General features: G+C 42.5%; 15 protein-coding genes and 2 tRNA genes. 8 read left to right on the top strand and 9 right to left on the bottom strand.

Translation table 11 applies throughout. The annotated features are described in order from the left end of the window. Positions 1–52: 52 nt before the first annotated feature. The 5 genes from tusA to recN all read right to left on the bottom strand — a co-directional run bounded on the left by tusA (position 53) and on the right by recN (position 4007). Positions 53–394, bottom strand: a complete 342-nt coding sequence (gene tusA / locus Q9G97_RS00335; protein ID WP_305899271.1) for a sulfurtransferase TusA — start codon at positions 392–394, stop codon at positions 53–55. A 57-nt stretch (positions 395–451) separates the two neighbouring features. Beyond that, on the bottom strand, positions 452–919 hold the full coding sequence (locus tag Q9G97_RS00340) for a hypothetical protein (RefSeq protein WP_305899272.1): 468 nt from the start codon (positions 917–919) through the stop codon (positions 452–454). Between the two features lie 101 nt (positions 920–1020). Next, positions 1021–1440, bottom strand: a complete 420-nt coding sequence (gene ruvX, locus Q9G97_RS00345) for a Holliday junction resolvase RuvX (protein WP_201573643.1) — start codon at positions 1438–1440, stop codon at positions 1021–1023. Between the two features lie 191 nt (positions 1441–1631). After that, complete coding sequence (locus tag Q9G97_RS00350) at positions 1632–2195, bottom strand: YqgE/AlgH family protein (RefSeq protein WP_201570829.1); 564 nt, start codon at positions 2193–2195, stop codon at positions 1632–1634. Between the two features lie 135 nt (positions 2196–2330). After that, positions 2331–4007, bottom strand: coding sequence for a DNA repair protein RecN (gene recN / locus Q9G97_RS00355; protein ID WP_305900347.1), 1677 nt, complete (start codon positions 4005–4007; stop codon positions 2331–2333). A gap of 604 nt (positions 4008–4611) precedes the next feature. Between recN and Q9G97_RS00360 the strand changes: the two genes are divergently transcribed. Then, entirely contained in the window at positions 4612–4947 is a 336-nt protein-coding gene (locus Q9G97_RS00360; RefSeq protein WP_201570831.1) for a pyrimidine/purine nucleoside phosphorylase, read from the top strand. 193 nt (positions 4948–5140) lie between these two features. Beyond that, the gene (gene rlmB / locus Q9G97_RS00365) at positions 5141–5905 is read left to right on the top strand and encodes a 23S rRNA (guanosine(2251)-2'-O)-methyltransferase RlmB (protein WP_201570832.1); all 765 of its coding nucleotides are present in this window, start codon (positions 5141–5143) and stop codon (positions 5903–5905) included. Here rlmB and coaE read toward each other — a convergent pair. The 4 genes from coaE to pilB all read right to left on the bottom strand — a co-directional run bounded on the left by coaE (position 5874) and on the right by pilB (position 10725). After that, positions 5874–6578, bottom strand: a complete 705-nt coding sequence (coaE, locus tag Q9G97_RS00370) for a dephospho-CoA kinase (protein WP_305899273.1) — start codon at positions 6576–6578, stop codon at positions 5874–5876. The two genes, rlmB and coaE, sit on opposite strands and share 32 nt — an antisense overlap. Before the next feature lie 207 nt (positions 6579–6785). Further along, a complete protein-coding gene (locus Q9G97_RS00375) occupies positions 6786–7685 on the bottom strand; it encodes an A24 family peptidase (protein WP_305899274.1) in 900 nt (299 codons plus the stop codon). Between the two features lie 7 nt (positions 7686–7692). Further along, a complete protein-coding gene (locus tag Q9G97_RS00380) occupies positions 7693–8916 on the bottom strand; it encodes a type II secretion system F family protein (RefSeq protein ID WP_201570835.1) in 1224 nt (407 codons plus the stop codon). A gap of 99 nt (positions 8917–9015) precedes the next feature. After that, positions 9016–10725: a type IV-A pilus assembly ATPase PilB gene (gene pilB / locus Q9G97_RS00385; protein WP_305899275.1), complete on the bottom strand. Its 1710-nt coding sequence runs from the start codon at positions 10723–10725 to the stop codon at positions 9016–9018. 326 nt (positions 10726–11051) lie between these two features. Here pilB and tpiA point away from each other — a divergent pair, with 326 nt between their 5' ends. From tpiA to nusA, 6 genes are all read left to right on the top strand, one after another. After that, positions 11052–11864, top strand: a complete 813-nt coding sequence (tpiA, locus tag Q9G97_RS00390) for a triose-phosphate isomerase (protein ID WP_305899276.1) — start codon at positions 11052–11054, stop codon at positions 11862–11864. Between the two features lie 246 nt (positions 11865–12110). Next, entirely contained in the window at positions 12111–12419 is a 309-nt protein-coding gene (gene secG, locus Q9G97_RS00395) for a preprotein translocase subunit SecG (protein ID WP_025652589.1), read from the top strand. Between the two features lie 272 nt (positions 12420–12691). Next, positions 12692–12776 (top strand) — tRNA-Leu (locus Q9G97_RS00400). A 167-nt stretch (positions 12777–12943) separates the two neighbouring features. Continuing rightward, positions 12944–13020 (top strand) — tRNA-Met (locus Q9G97_RS00405). Between the two features lie 332 nt (positions 13021–13352). Continuing rightward, positions 13353–13868 carry a ribosome maturation factor RimP gene (gene rimP / locus Q9G97_RS00410; protein ID WP_305899277.1) on the top strand — a complete coding sequence of 172 codons (516 nt, stop codon included), beginning with the start codon at positions 13353–13355 and terminating at the stop codon, positions 13866–13868. Between the two features lie 97 nt (positions 13869–13965). Then, the gene (gene nusA / locus Q9G97_RS00415; RefSeq protein ID WP_201570847.1) at positions 13966–15450 is read left to right on the top strand and encodes a transcription termination factor NusA; all 1485 of its coding nucleotides are present in this window, start codon (positions 13966–13968) and stop codon (positions 15448–15450) included. The last annotated feature ends 58 nt before the right edge of the window (positions 15451–15508 follow it).

The raw sequence follows: 15508 nt of genomic DNA on the forward strand, positions 1-15508 counted from the left end.
TTGACCTTTTATAAAAGTTTTGTAATAGAAAAACAAAAATGGTTATCTGCCATTAAGCAGATTTTTTCTTAACTAAATAACGATATAAAGTAACGCTTGCTTGCTCGTCATTCCCATTATTAACAATGTCACTATCTATAGTTATTTCGTCAGGATCTACGCTTAAGGTTACATTTTCAGCGACAGTTTCTTGCGTTAATAACTCATGGCCTAAGTGACGACAAAAATTAGGAATATCGCGAGTGGTCGCAGGGTCTGTCGCTAGCACCTCGATGATATCACCGCTATCAGCGCGGCGGATAGTCTTGTGCAGCATCATGACCGGCTCAGGACAGATCAGTCCTTGAGTATCTAAGTGATGATTGACGATAGTATTTGAAGTTAAAGTAGTCATATTTTAAATTACAGATAATTAAATAAATTTATAAAAGGTTTTAGGTTTTAAATGCTGCTAAAGCGCTTCATCATTTTCAGGCTCATCTTGTCGCGCTAAAAAGTCAAAAAAGCGCTTGAAGCTGACTCTAAAAAAGAACGCGACGCCAAGCCAGCAGGATAGTCCTAGCCATGCTGTATCGGCAAATATTAGGCCACCAATCAATACTATTGATGATACGCCAATACACATAATAACCATCGATGATTGAGCGAGCCGATAGCGATAGATAATAAAAGCATCGTAGAGGGTCATAGGAATAGTCAGCGCAATCAACACATAGGGTAGGTTAAAAAACAACCGATATAATAGAGCGCTATCATGGAACATCTTGATGCTGGCTATAGTACCGAACACCATAAACGCAATAATCGCCGCATAGAGCAAATAGACCGCTAGGGTATTAGCACGCTGCGCACCTTTTATACGTGCAATGGCAATCGGGGGAAAGCCATGCTGAGTTACTTGCTCTGAGACAGTAGTCATAATGATCAGCGCTTTATCTATTTGAAATAAGGATCTTTATTTAAAGTAAGAAATCATGGAGTCTTAATAATATCTGTAAGCCTATTAATCCGCTTTGCCTATTAATCCGCTTTGATAGTATCAATCGCCATAGCGCTATTAGGATCAGTAAAATAAGTCGATAGCAAAATACAGGCGGAGATATCATCAATAGGATCACGCTCGTGCTGTATCCAGCCTTGCTCCCACGCAATCTCACGTGCCCCTACCGAGGTTAAGCGCTCATCACACATTTTGACGACCACAGCTTGATGCTGCTCAACCAGGCGATGGGCTAGGCGACGAGCAAATTTATGCGCGCGCTTAGAGAGCATAGAGCTACTACCGTCCATATTTAACGGCAAGCCAACAATCACTTGGGTCACGCCCCAAACCTTGATAATACCTAGTAGATTGTCCCAGTCGGGCTGCCCATTATTCATAATCAAAATATCAAAAGCTCGCGCCGTCTGAGTCATGGTATTACCCAGCGCCATCCCCATCTTTTTGACCCCATAATCCAAACCCAAAACCAAATGGGGCTTGAGAGCGGAAACATCGACCCTTAGATCGACCGTTTCTTCAAGTTCTATGGGCGTGTTGTTATCTAGGCTATTCAATGAGCAGTCCTATATTTTTACTATTCATTTAGGTTAAAAATCATTTAACTTAAGGGTATTAGGCATGAAGGGTATCAGGCATGGCCAATATCGCTACTAAGATAATCAAGGTTAACACCGATTTTATTAGCAGCCAATTGCCAACGCTCCTCGAAAGGCGTGTTAAAGAGCAGGTTTAGATCCGCAGGACAGACCAGCCAATCGCCATTATTTAACTCGTTCTCTAATTGCTTTTTGCCCCAGCTAGCATGACCTAAGCAGAGCTGATAGTGACCAACCCCTTGACCAACCGCGATACGTTTTAGGATATCTTGGCTAGTAGTAATACAGACGTTCTCTGAGATAGCAAACGAGGATGCCCACTGTGGCTGACCTGTATGCAGCACAAAACCAACCTCAGGATACATCGGGCCACCCTCCAACGCCAAATCCTCCATCACCTGCTCATCAGTGACTTCGATATCTAGATTCTCAAGTAGCCGACCGACTTGTGCTTGTTCTATAGGCCGATTAACCATCAGACCTAAGGCTCCATGTTTGTCATGACGACAGATATAGATAAGCGCCTGCTCAAACCGTGGGTCTGACAGATCTGGTGCAGCAATTAAGAAATGATGGGTCAAATTGACTTTAGACATAGAGACAGATGCAACCTAAAAAGAGCTGAGACATTACTATATGGCGATAGCAATCGAGAAATCAACCAAAATCTAGTAGCCTACACTCTAAATAAGCAACACCTTTCATCATGGCGCTTGTTAAAATAAAGGCAGTTATTTGACATCACTGAGTAGGCTACGGGCATGGTCACGCGTGACATCGGTAATAATCACTCCACCTGACATTCTTGCTAACTCGTTGACTTGCTCCTCTTGAGTCAAGATAATCAACTCGCTTTGGGTCTGTTCGAGATGATGCTTTTGCACTAAGATATGCTGATGCGCCTGCGCGGCAACTTGTGCTTGATGGGTGATAGCAAGGAGCTGTTGAGTCTGACCGAGGGTGCGCAGTAATTCACCGACAACTTGTGCGGTGCCACCGCTGATACCGACATCGACCTCATCGAATACTAGCATAGGCTTGGCGGCATTATTGTCGCTATTGGTCACTTGTAATACCTGCATCACCAGCGCCATTCGTGACAGCTCGCCACCTGAGGCAATCTTGTGCAGCGGCTGCATCGGCATACCGACGTTCGCGCTGAATAATAGCTCAATATCATAGTGACCCTGCGCATTATACTGAGCTGCCTCTCTAGCCGTAAACACAAACTCACAGCGTGCGTTAGGCAAAGCTAAAGGTTGCAATTGAGCGACTAGCTGGGCGCAAACCCCAGGCGCAGCTTGAGCCCGCTTATCATTAAGCTGATCTGCTAATAGTAAATACGCTTGCCAAGCCTCATCAATTTGGGCGGCTAACACGTCACTGCTAGGCTCGTTTTCTAATTGCTCTAACTGCTGTTGCCAGCCTTTTGCCTCGTCTATTAAGTCATTAGCAGGCAAATTGTGCTTGCGAGATAGACGATGACCTAAGCTAATTAAACTGTCCAGCTCTTGCAAGCGTTCAGGATCGGGCAATTGCTGCTCGGCATAGTCGGAGAGTAGGGCAGACGCTTCAGTGATTTGTTGCTGGGCTAGATGGAGCTGTTCTGAGACTTGACCAAAAGTTTGACTGACACCAGTCTGATTATCACAGATCTTAATCGCTTGACCTAGCAGAGTCATCACATCAGGCTCATCAGTATCATTATCGAGCAGATGCAAGCCCTGACTGGCCTCCTGCATCAGCGCCTCAATATTGGACAGCTCTTCGTGTTCTGCTTCTACCTCATGATAGTCAACGGCTAATAGCGGTGCGATATCGCTCAGTTGGCTTTGCAATAGCTGAATACGATCTTGGCGCTGGACTTCACGACTGGCAATATCATCCGCGCGGCGCTTGAGCTGCTGATACTGCTGAAAACTCTCAGCCGTTTGCATGGCTAATGGGGTTATCTGAGCCATTGCATCTAGCCACTGCACCACAAACTGTGGCTTGAGTAATGCTTGCTGGGCATGCTGACTATGAATATTAACCAGCAATGCCCCTAAAGTTTTCAGCTCAGCAAGACTAACAGGTGACCCATTTAACCAAGCTTTTGAGCGCCCGTTACTACTGAGCTGACGGCGTATTAATAGCTCGTGCTCATCTAACTCACGCTCGTGCTGCGCGAACCACTGGGCAACTACCGCATTAGCGGTGACATCGAACTGGGCATAAATATCGGCATAGTCAGCACCATGTCTGACCATAGCGCTATCAGCACGCTCACCTATACATAAGGATAGAGCATCAAGCAATAGCGACTTGCCTGCCCCCGTTTCTCCTGTGATGACATTAAAGCCTTCAGCCACACTTAGCTCATGCTTAGCAATGAGCGCAAACTGATGTAGGGTTAGGGATAACAGCATCAAAGCCTCTCGTGGCAAGTGGTAAACAAGGTGTCAATCGTTGATTTTGTTGCTAGTCAATCTTATTGTAAATAGGTTAAGAATAAAGTTGCTATATGATGACATAAAGTGCGAAATACAACTTATAGTCAATTAAGTCAGTTGCCGATAATATCTCAAGCTGTGACATCATAGCTCGACAAGGTGAGATAGTTTATTGTTGATTTTATCATTGAAAATGTCCAGTATTATGCAGATACTATAAGCGTTGCAGCCTATTTTTCGTTAGTAATCATTGATGAATTAGATACAATTGCGACATTTTTAGTGACACAATAACAAACTTTTTAGACGTAATGTGGTAGCATAATCGCACTTAATCATAAACTCAACTGTCAAACTCTGTAAATCATAAGCAGTTTTGTGAGTCATTAGCGACAGACTCTGGTTGTCGAAGCATATTGAAAATAAAAAGCTATGTTTTAATCTTAAGTTATCACTTATTAAAACCGTAGCTTACCTTGTGAAGATATTCAATTTATACTGTTAAAACTTATTATTAAAAGCAAATAGTAAAATAATACTTATTTTAGTTTGGGTAACAATATTTAATAAGGAAGTCATTATGGCAGCGGCACAATTTACTAATGTAACCGTTAACGCTCAAGCGACGATATCGTATGATGGGCGTTGTTCAAGTCACACCCTTATGTTTGAAGATGGACGCCATAAGACTTTAGGCGTTATTCTGCCCTCAGATACTACGGTTGAGCAATATCACTTTAGCACCAATACCTCAGAGCGTATTGAGATTATCAGCGGTGAATGCGAGGTCAAAATAAACGGCGACGAAGATTTTGGCTATTATCGTGCTGGTCAGTCCTTTGTGGTCGAAGGCAATAGCAGCTTTAATCTACGTACCGAAGAGATCGTGCAATATATTTGCCATCTAGAAGGCTAGCTGCTGTTTGGATATTTAGATCAATAAACCAGTGGCTACAGATACGTTATTACCTTTAAAAGAAACAAATAAGATCATGCCGATTTTGTTTGTTTCTTTTTGCTTATGCTTCTAGTTATTACTTTTTTGCTTATAAATTGTTTATAAATACAGTAAGCTTATCTCCACTTTTTAATTAACCAGCAGGCGCGACATGGCAAAACCCATCTATTTCTATGGCATCCACGCGATTGAAGCCTTACTCACTCATCGTCCGCTTGATGCACTCAGCCTCTTTGTACAGCAAGGTCGCGAGAGTGATAGCCATGTGCAAGCTATCATTACTGAGGCCAAAGATAACGGCATAAGTATTCAGCCTACTCAAAAAGACAATCTTACTCAGCTTTGTGGTAGTCCGCAGCATCAAGGGCTAGTGCTGCATGCACGTCCTCTAAGCTTTGCTAATGAGGGGTTATTAGATGAGCTGGTCGCTCGCGATGATTGTCTCTTATTAGTACTAGATCAAATTACCGATGCGCATAATTTTGGCGCTTGCTTACGTACGGCGGTGGCGATGGGAGTGAATGCGGTTATTTGTCCCAAGCATCATGCCGCCAGTCTCACGCCAACGGTTGCTAAAGTATCCGTAGGAGCCGCTGAGATGATGCCTATCATCAGCGTCACGAATCTGGCACGGACGCTGGCGCAAATTAAGCAGGCAGGGGTATTTGTATTCGGTACGGCGCTAAGCGCTGATGCTAAGCCGATACATGCCGCTGACTTGACAGGTAAGACGGCACTGATTATGGGCTCTGAGGGCGAAGGCATGCGCCGGCTTACCACAGAGAGCTGTGATGAGCTAGTCTATATTCCGATGTCAGGTAATGAGCATGGTAATTTGCAAAGCCTGAATGTCAGCGTTGCAACGGGCATGGCATTATATGAAGTTAATCGGCAGCGCGCGCTAACAACTGAGTAAGCTGCAGATAATTTTGGTGTAGAGGCTCTAGCTGCAAATGCAGAGCGTCTAGATCAGCTTCATTGGTCACTACATCATCAGCGTGACTATTGCGCTCAGTGCGACTAAGCTGATTGGCCATGATTGCTTTAATCTTTGGTACGCTTTGTGAGTCTCGTAAGCTGGCACGAGCAAGCTGGGTGTCTTCACTAGCATCAACGACCAGAATGCGCTGACATAAATTCGCCAGCCCTGCTTCAGCCGCCTCTATCAGTAGTGGTGCTGACAATATAACATAGGCTGAAGTACTCGCTGCCAATTGCTTTTTTGCCGCCTCGCGTATCGCGGGATGGGTAATAGATTCAAGCTCAATAAGCGCGGCTGGATGAGCAAAAACATGCGTACGTACCGCAGCGCGATCCATATCACCATTATCCTTGATAGCCCAATCGCCAAATTTCCTTTGAATCTTGTGCAAGGTAGCACTACCTTTAGCCACGACCTCGTGAGCGAGGACATCAGCATCTATAATGTCCATCCCCTGCTCAGCGAACCAGGCGCTAGTCGCTGACTTACCGCTACCGATACCACCTGTTAAGCCCACTACTAGCTTTTTACTCTTAGCTTGGCTAATAGTTTGCGGCTGATCGGTATGATCATGGCTCTGCGCAGATGATGTGCTATTAATACTCATAAAGGCCACTTATTTTATAAATAAAAAGATAGATAGCTAATATAGCGCTGATATAAATTTCAAAACGACAGCTTTAGCGTAACGGTTAGTAGTGCAAAAAGTATCAGGGTGGGTTTACTTATTGTCAGCTGAAAGGGATTTTAAAGCACGCCAGCAAGCGTGCAAGATAATATAATGACTGTTGTGATAACGGTTTGTTCCGTAGCCCTAAATATACATAGCCAAATACCAGCTAATGATATCATTACCGTATAGTAAAGCAATAATCCCCGCAACTGCAATATAAGGCCCAAAGGCAAAAGGTTTGCTTGCGCCATGTATTCTCATCAAAACAATGCCAACGACAGAACCTAATAGCGAAGATAATAAGATAATAAGAGGTAGCATCATTGGCCCAAGCCAAGCGCCTAATACCGCTAGTAATTTAAAATCACCTTGCCCCATACCGTGCTTTTTCGTCAGTAAATAAAACACTTTCACTACGATCCATAAAGATAAAAACCCTAGTAGCAAGCCCCAAATAGCTTGCGTCGGACTGACAAACCAGCTTTGCGAATTAACCGCGAGTCCCAACCCCGCCAACGGGAAAGTTAGGCGATCTGGTAGTAGCTGAGTATCAAAATCAATACCTGTTAGCGCTATCAGCGTCCATACTAATATCAATGCTGAAAGACCTACCATGGTGACGCCAAAGTGATAAATAACCAATGCTGAGAGCAGAGCGGTAATCAGCTCAACGAGCGGATAGCGCCAACTGATAGAAGCCTTGCAGTCCGAGCAACGTCCGCGTAAACCTATCCAGCTGATAAGGGGTATATTCTCATACCACTTGATTTTATGAGCACAGTTGGGACAACGCGACGCTGGACGGCTTAAAGTAATAGGGGTGTCTTTAGCAATGATAGTTGCGAGATCATTCGCTTGAGCTTCTAATGTCTCAGGCTGCTGTACCAAAAATTGACTGCACTCCTGTCGCCATTCAAACTGCATCATCAACGGTATGCGATGAATAACGACATTTAAAAAGCTGCCCACACAAAGCCCTAATAGTGCAAATACGAGCAGGGCTACAGTCATGTTTTGTTGTAATAATTCTATTAATTGCATTAAACTTTTATCCTACTACATTACCCAATTGGAAAATAGGTAAGTACATAGCAATGACTAGACCACCTACTAATACGCCAAGAATAGCCATAATAAAAGGTTCCAGTAGACTCGTTAGCCCATCAACGGCGTTGTCGACTTCATTTTCGTAATAGACCGCGACTTTATCTAGCATCTCCTCTAAGCTACCAGATTCCTCACCGATACCTACCATTTGAATTGCCATACTAGGAAATAAATTGGTTGAGCGCATAGAGAACTGTAGCTGCTGACCCGTTGAAACATCATTCTTAATCTGTTGAGTCGCATTATAAAACACCACATTATTAGTTGCCCCAGCGGTAGAGTCTAGTGCATCAATCAAGGGAACACCTGCTGCGAACGTCGTTGATAGAGTACGAGCAAAACGAGCAATAACTGCTTGGTAAGCAATCTTACCAAATACAGGGGCTTTCAAAACGGCTCGATCTAAAAAATCGCGAAACTTTTTCGAGCGTTTTTTCGCTTCAGAAAAGCCAATAATAGCGCCGCCAATGACAATGATTAAAATAAACCACCAAGATTGCATCCACTCAGACATACCGACTACCATCCGAGTAAAAGCGGGTAATTCAGCACCAAAGGATTCAAAAAGGTCCGAGAATACAGGTACTACTTTTATCAATAGAATCATAGTGACAATGACTGCAACGACTATTACCGCTATTGGGTATTTGATAGCTTTACGAATCTTAGCTTTGAGTAGCTCGCTCTTTTCTTTGTAAGTGGCGACCCGCTCAAGCATAGTTTCAAGCGCCCCTGATTGCTCACCCGACTCAACAAGCGAGCAGAATAGATCATCAAAGTAACGCGGATGTCGACGTAGCGCTGAGGAAAAATTACTTCCCGATTCAATATCTGCTTTGATCTGTAGTACTAATTCTTTCATAGTAGGATTATCTAGAGAGTCCGCCACGATCTCAAAAGATTGGGTTAATGGAACACCGGCTTTCATCATCGTTGCCAGCTGGCGCGAAAAAATAGCAATATCGATAGGCTTGATAGACTTTTTAAATTCAAAAAGCGCTTTAGGCTTTTTCTTGATGGTTTTGACGGTAATGCCCTGCTTGCGCAAGGTCGCCTTTGCCAGCTCTAAATTGCGACTGGTCGTTTCGCCTTTGACTTTTTGTCCACGCCGATTGACCCCATCATAGACAAAATCTAACAGCATGTCGGTCTTAGCTTTTGCCATCTCTTAACCCTCAAATTTACTTAATTAAATATACTGGTAATGATATAAATAACACCATAACACCTGATAAAAAGGCTATTTTAAATAGCATTATATAATTTATTCAGAAGTCACGCGCATCATCTCTTGAATACTAGTCATGCCCTGCAATACTTTTAAGATACCTGAGTGGCGCAAATCACGAAAGCCGTTTTTGAGTGCCGCATCTTTTATATCGATTGCATTACCATCTTCCATAATGATACGAGAGATATCATTAGTTACTCTTAGCACCTCATAAATACCGATTCGGCCTTTATATCCTTCGCGGCATTCACTACAACCTATAGGCCCGTAGATGACATTGCCTGAATCGTCTAGTTGTTCATCACTAAAGCCCAGCTCTACTAGACTGATTCGAGGAACATCGATAGGCTTTTTGCAGTTATTGCATAAACGTCTAGCCAGTCGTTGAGCGATAACTAAGTTCACTGAAGTTGCAATGTTAAACGAAGCTACGCCCATATTTTTGAGGCGAGTCAAGGTCTCGGGAGCCGAGTTAGTATGTAACGTCGATAATACTAAGTGACCGGTTTGTGCTGCTTTAACAGCGATCTCAGCGGTTTCTAAATCACGAATCTCACCAACCATCACAATATCAGGATCTTGACGTAAGAATGACTTGAGTGCATTGGCAAAAGTTAGTCCTACCTTAGAATTAACGTTGACCTGATTGATGCCCTCTAGGTTGATCTCGACTGGATCCTCTGCAGTTGAAATATTAGTCTCGCCCGTATTCAGGATATTAATACCTGTATATAACGATACTGTTTTACCAGAACCAGTAGGCCCTGTAATCAGAATCATCCCTTGTGGCTTACTTAAAGCGGTCAAGAACAGCTCTTTTTGATCAGGCTCATAGCCTAGCGCATCAATACCTAGCATGGCTGATGAAGGATCTAAAATACGCAGGACGATTTTTTCACCAAACAGCGTAGGCAATGAGTTCACTCGAAAATCGATAGCTCTGCTTTTGGAGAGCTTGAGCTTGATACGTCCATCTTGCGGCACGCGGCGCTCAGAGATATCCATTTGTGACATCACCTTTAGACGAGCGGCAATCTTATTAGCCAGTTGTACCGGTGGATTGGCCATTTTTTGCATAACACCATCGACTCGAAAGCGTACGCGATAGCTCTTCTCATACGGCTCGAAGTGCAAATCTGAAGCACCCATACGAATAGCTTCAACCAGCATCTTATTGACAAATTTTACTACTGGCGCTTCATCAACGCTATCATTAAGGCGGGTTTCAACCTCACTTTCACCCCCTTCATCAAAATCAACGTTGAAATCGCTATCAGCGAAGCTACTGAAGCTTTGCATTGTATCCGCGTAAACACTATCGATACGTCTTCTTAGCTTGTTCTCCTCGACCAGTACTGCCTCAATAGATAGACGTGAGTTAAACGCTAGTGCATCAATCGCGTCGATACGCGTAGGATCACTCAAAGCCACAAAAAGACGTTGACCCCGCTTAAATATCGGCAAAGCGTTAAATTTACGAACGATTTTTTCATCGACTAGATCTTTAGGAATTACACTATTATTAAGCACATCGAGATCGAACAGAGGATCGCCAAAAGATTCAGACAGCAATAAAGCTAGTTTATAAGCATCAGCCAATTTGTTGCCAACCAAATAAGCGACTAGACCTACCTGTTGCTGCTGCGCCTCAGTTTGAGCACTGCGCATATCTTTATCACTGACCAGTCCTGCACTGACCAACTGCTCTGCTAAGCCGCCAAATTTACTAATAACAGTAGACATAACCTGTGTTCCTTAATACAAAACCGCTAATTTTATTATTTAAAGCAGCATCAACCGCGGATAATTATTTTTGTGTAGGATTATAAGGACATACCTTAGCACCGCACTTATATTAATTTTTTCAATAATCATGATAACGGTAAGTTGTTAAACCGTAAGTTACTATATGCAAAAATATGCAAAAATCATGACAAGTTATCAATTCGGATCAGATTTAATCGACTTATATCAGTAGCTCCAACACTATACTATAGCACTTGCCAAATATTTGTTATACTGACGCGCATATAAAAATATGTTTGATAATTTGACAAGGTAGATAAGTGATGCAGTCTTGGGTAATTGGCAACTGGAAACAAAATCCGGCCACAAATAACGACGTAAATATGTTGTTAGATCAGTTATTAGCGGCAGTAGCAAAAGATGGTGTCACTACGCCTTGTCAGTTGATGGTAGCGCCTAGTTGTGTGCATTTAGCTTCGGTAAGCGGGCGAGTGCAGGGCACGCCAATACTAAGTGCGGCGCAAGATATTAGTGCTCATAGTGGGAGTACAGGTGCTTATACAGGGGATTGCTCAGCGCAGCAAGTCGCTGATGCTGGCGCGACTTGGACGATTCTTGGTCACTCAGAGCGTCGTCAATATCATCGCGAGACCAATGATACTTTGCTACAAAAATTGACTCATGCACTCAGTCAAAATCTGAACGTAGTGCTGTGTATTGGTGAAACCCAAGCGCAGTATGACGCAAGCGAGACTTTTGCTGTACTTGTTGAGCAATTAGCAGTCGTTAAAGACTGGCTTGCACAACAATCTTTGGAGTCCATATCTGCAATACAAGCCAGCAACTTGGCTGAGCATCTTATTATCGCTTACGAGCCAGTCTGGGCGATAGGAACAGGCAAAGTGCCAACCGTTACAGAAGTGGCTGCTACACATGATTATATTAAGCAAACACTGGCAAGCTTTAACAATAATCTGGCAGAGTTTACCGTGTTATACGGCGGTAGTGTCAATGCTGATAACGCTGCAAGTTTTGCAGCTAATCCTGCGATAAATGGAGCTTTGGTTGGCGGAGCTGCTTTAAAATCAGAGAGTTTTTTGGCCATTGCTAAAGCTTTTAGCAGCGCTAAATCTTAAGTCTATAAAAGTCGCTTTAATAATACCCTTGCAATCGTGTACAATGCCCCTTATTTATAATGCTTGTTTTAGTGCTAGGTTTTTAGAATAAGTTACTTCTAATACTTAGTTGTTTTCAATGCTCAGTTCTATGGCATTGATCAGCTTGCAAAAACCTAGTCATCATTTAACTTGGGCATCATCTAAAAGCTTTATTCACATTTTATTATTGTTATCAGTCGTCATCAGGCGGCAAAAGAGGCCAGCATGTTTACGTTTATATTAGCCCTGCACATTATCGTGGCGATTGCTATGATCGGCTTGATTTTGATTCAGCATGGTAAAGGGGCAGACGCTGGCGCATCTTTTGGAGCAGGGTCTTCGGGTACAGTATTTGGCGCAGCGGGAACGGCCAACTTTTTGACTCGCGCTACCGCAGTACTGACAGTCATATTTTTTATTACCAGTATGACCCTTGCAGTGCATGCGCGTAAACAAGCTGAAGATCAGTTTCGATTAGACGCACCAGTGTCAGCGCCACAGACGCCACGTCCTTTGACTCAAAACCCTCAGTAACAATGGTGACAAGGGTTAGCTTTTAATATTCTTATTTTTTACTGATGTTTTTTTAGATAAGTAGCAATAGTTATAAAAGTAAGGTGATTTATCTAAAGCCTTGCTATTTTAGCTGCTTAGTTTTACAATACTTTTCTGTTTTTGACAGGCAATAACTTTCTTGATTGGTTTATTGGCATAGAATAGATATTATTTTATCGGCTTACTGTTATCCTCATAATAGTGAATAAGCTGAAAATAAGCGACAAGTTTGGTTAAGTAGTAAGTTATAAGCGATTGTGGTGGAATTGGTAGACACGCCATCTTGAGGGGGTGGTGGCGCAAGCTGTGGGGGTTCAAGTCCCCCCAATCGCACCAAGTTTTATGTAGCACGGCGTAATATTAATGATAGTTAGAAGCATAACAACATTAATATTATGGGTAGTAGAGAAGTTATTGCAGTAATTAAACGTTTAATTTGATATTATTTAAAATAATCGTTGACAACTCTATAAAACCTACCTATAATACGCATTCTAAATTGTTGCGGGGTGGAGCAGTCTGGTAGCTCGTCGGGCTCATAACCCGAAGGTCGTTGGTTCAAATCCAGCCCCCGCTACCACTTTTTTCGATACTGATTGTTGTACACTAAATACTCAGTGTAAATTAGCCCACCATTATGTTTGTGGGTTTTTTTGTATCTGTCAGTCAGTGTTATAACGGTATCTAGCCTACTTATGCTAAGCTCTAAACCCATATACTATGATAGCGTTGGCTATAAATGCAGCGTATCGCCTATAAGGTTTTTGTTGAAAAACATTTGCTTCAAGCTGTTTAATAATAAAAAGCAGATCGTTAAAGACAGCAGTTAAACAAATAGTTAGACAACACAACAAAGCAAATGAGCCAATAAATAATAAGTTATCAGATCAATTAGGAAACTATAAATAAATTATGAAGCTTTCGACTAAAGTTGCAGAATTAACCAGTATTATTGAACCTGCAGTAGCAGCTTGCGATGTTGCACTATGGGGTGTGGAGTTTGTACCTCAAGGTCGTCGCTCGCTATTGCGCATTTATATCGAAGCGCTACCTGAAGTGCAAGCACAAGATAAGCAAGTGACTATTGAGAATTGTGCAGCGGTCAATCATCAGGTTAGCGGTATTCTAGAAGTCCATGATCCTATCGCTGGTGAGTATATCTTAGAAGTATCATCACCAGGCTTTGATCGGGCGTTTTTCCGCGATGCACAAATGCGTGACTATATTGGTGAGACTATAAGTTTACGTTTGATCTCTGCGATAGGCTCAGGCGACAAAAAACGTCGTAAAGCCACAGGCAAACTCGATAGCATGGGTGAGACTTCATTACAGCTCACAGCTACTGATGGTGAAAAATTTGAGATTGATTTTAGCAATATTGATAAAGCCAATTTAATTTTTGAAGAAGCAACTTTTATTAATCAATAATTTAATAAATTATTGTATTTATTATTGTTTAAACTAGTAAAGTACAATATAAATTATAAAATTTAAGCCAATTATGAAATGATAGGACGGGTAGAGTATGAGTCGTGAAATCTTAACGGTAGTAGAAACCGTCAGTAACGAGAAGGGCTTAAATCCTGAAGATATTTTTGAAGCGATAGAAGATGCTCTAGTAGTATCGACTAAGAAAAAGGTCTATACCGAGCAACCAGAGGTAGAAGTACGTGTCGCTATCAATCGTGAAACGGGTGATTATGATACTTATCGCTACTGGACGGTTGTTGCTGATGAAGATCACGAAATGCCAGCTTGTCAGCTCGCTATTACTGACTTAGATCAAGATGAATGGTCTATCGGTGATATTAAAGAAGAGCAAATCGACTCTATCGAATTTGGTCGTATTGCTGCTACTCAAGCCAAGCAAGTCATCATTCAAAAGATTCGTGAAGCGGAACGTGCTTTAGTTGCTGATATCTTTGAGCCACGTATTGGCGAGATGATGTATGGCGAAGTCAAAAAACAAACGCGTGATGGGTTTATTATTGATCTCGGCGATAATGCTGAAGGCTACCTAGCTCGTGATCAGATGTTACCGCGTGAACAGCTACGCGCTAAATCACGGATTAATGCTATTCTCTATCATGTGAATCGTGAAAATCGTGGTGCGCAATTACTGTTATCACGTACGCATCCAGAAATGCTATCTGCTTTGATGCAAAAAGAAGTCCCTGAAATCGCTGAGCAAATTATCGAAATCCGTAATGTTGCTCGTCTGCCAGGTACCCGTGCTAAGATATCAGTCAAAACTAATGATCATCGTATCGATCCTGTCGGTGCTTGTATCGGTATGCGCGGTACACGTATCCAAGCAGTACAGCAAGAGCTTGATGGCGAGCGTATTGATGTCGTAGTATGGTCAGATGATCCTGCGCAATTTATTATTAGCTCGCTTGAACCTGCTGACGTCAGCAGTATCATCTTAGATGAAGATACCAAGACCGCTGACATAGTATTTAGCACTAATGATCAGTTGGCACGTGCTATCGGCTCACAAGGTCAAAACGTACGTCTTGCCTCTGAGCTGACGGGTTATAAGCTCAACATGATGCTAGAAGAAGAGTATCAACAGCGTCAGCAAAACGAGAGCAAAGCCTTTATCGATCTGTTTTACGAGCGTTTAGAGGTTGATCAAGACTTAGCGCAAGCGTTAGTTGATATCGGTTTCACTAGTATCGAAGAAGTTGCTTATGTGCCTGTTGATACCTTTTATGATATTGATGGCCTAGATGACGAAGCGATCGATATGATTCAAGAACGTGCTAAAGAAGTCGTGATAGCGGATGAACTCGTTAAGCAACAGAACATGAAAGAGCCTAGTCAAGAACTACAAGATCTTGAAGGTATGACGGTAAGCTTAGCCTATAAAATGGCACAAAAAGATATTATTACCGTAGACGACTTAGCTGAGCAGGCGGTATTTGATTTAGAAGATATCGAAGGTTTAGATAATGAAACCGCAGGAAAACTTATCATGAAAGCTCGGGAATCTTGGTTCAATGAATAGGCGTTAACTGCATATCGCTGTCTTTTGGTGATATGCTGACGATTATTCAAAGCTGATG

It is taken from the genome of Psychrobacter sp. M13 (assembly GCF_030718935.1).
GTDB lineage: Bacteria > Pseudomonadota > Gammaproteobacteria > Pseudomonadales > Moraxellaceae > Psychrobacter > Psychrobacter immobilis_G.

What these genes read in the sequence shown, in the direction of transcription:
- rimP (WP_305899277.1), top strand. Translation starts at nt 13,353, where the DNA reads ATGAAGCTTTCGACTAAAGTTGCAGAATTAACCAGTATTATTGAACCT.
- Q9G97_RS00350 (WP_201570829.1), bottom strand. Translation starts at nt 2,195, where the DNA reads ATGTCTAAAGTCAATTTGACCCATCATTTCTTAATTGCTGCACCAGAT.
- Q9G97_RS00360 (WP_201570831.1), top strand. Translation starts at nt 4,612, where the DNA reads ATGGCAGCGGCACAATTTACTAATGTAACCGTTAACGCTCAAGCGACG.
- recN (WP_305900347.1), bottom strand. Translation starts at nt 4,007, where the DNA reads ATGCTGTTATCCCTAACCCTACATCAGTTTGCGCTCATTGCTAAGCAT.
- tusA (WP_305899271.1), bottom strand. Translation starts at nt 394, where the DNA reads ATGACTACTTTAACTTCAAATACTATCGTCAATCATCACTTAGATACT.
- pilB (WP_305899275.1), bottom strand. Translation starts at nt 10,725, where the DNA reads ATGTCTACTGTTATTAGTAAATTTGGCGGCTTAGCAGAGCAGTTGGTC.
- ruvX (WP_201573643.1), bottom strand. Translation starts at nt 1,440, where the DNA reads ATGGGGATGGCGCTGGGTAATACCATGACTCAGACGGCGCGAGCTTTT.
- Q9G97_RS00375 (WP_305899274.1), bottom strand. Translation starts at nt 7,685, where the DNA reads ATGCAATTAATAGAATTATTACAACAAAACATGACTGTAGCCCTGCTC.
- tpiA (WP_305899276.1), top strand. Translation starts at nt 11,052, where the DNA reads ATGCAGTCTTGGGTAATTGGCAACTGGAAACAAAATCCGGCCACAAAT.
- Q9G97_RS00380 (WP_201570835.1), bottom strand. Translation starts at nt 8,916, where the DNA reads ATGGCAAAAGCTAAGACCGACATGCTGTTAGATTTTGTCTATGATGGG.
- nusA (WP_201570847.1), top strand. Translation starts at nt 13,966, where the DNA reads ATGAGTCGTGAAATCTTAACGGTAGTAGAAACCGTCAGTAACGAGAAG.
- Q9G97_RS00340 (WP_305899272.1), bottom strand. Translation starts at nt 919, where the DNA reads ATGACTACTGTCTCAGAGCAAGTAACTCAGCATGGCTTTCCCCCGATT.
- rlmB (WP_201570832.1), top strand. Translation starts at nt 5,141, where the DNA reads ATGGCAAAACCCATCTATTTCTATGGCATCCACGCGATTGAAGCCTTA.
- secG (WP_025652589.1), top strand. Translation starts at nt 12,111, where the DNA reads ATGTTTACGTTTATATTAGCCCTGCACATTATCGTGGCGATTGCTATG.
- coaE (WP_305899273.1), bottom strand. Translation starts at nt 6,578, where the DNA reads ATGAGTATTAATAGCACATCATCTGCGCAGAGCCATGATCATACCGAT.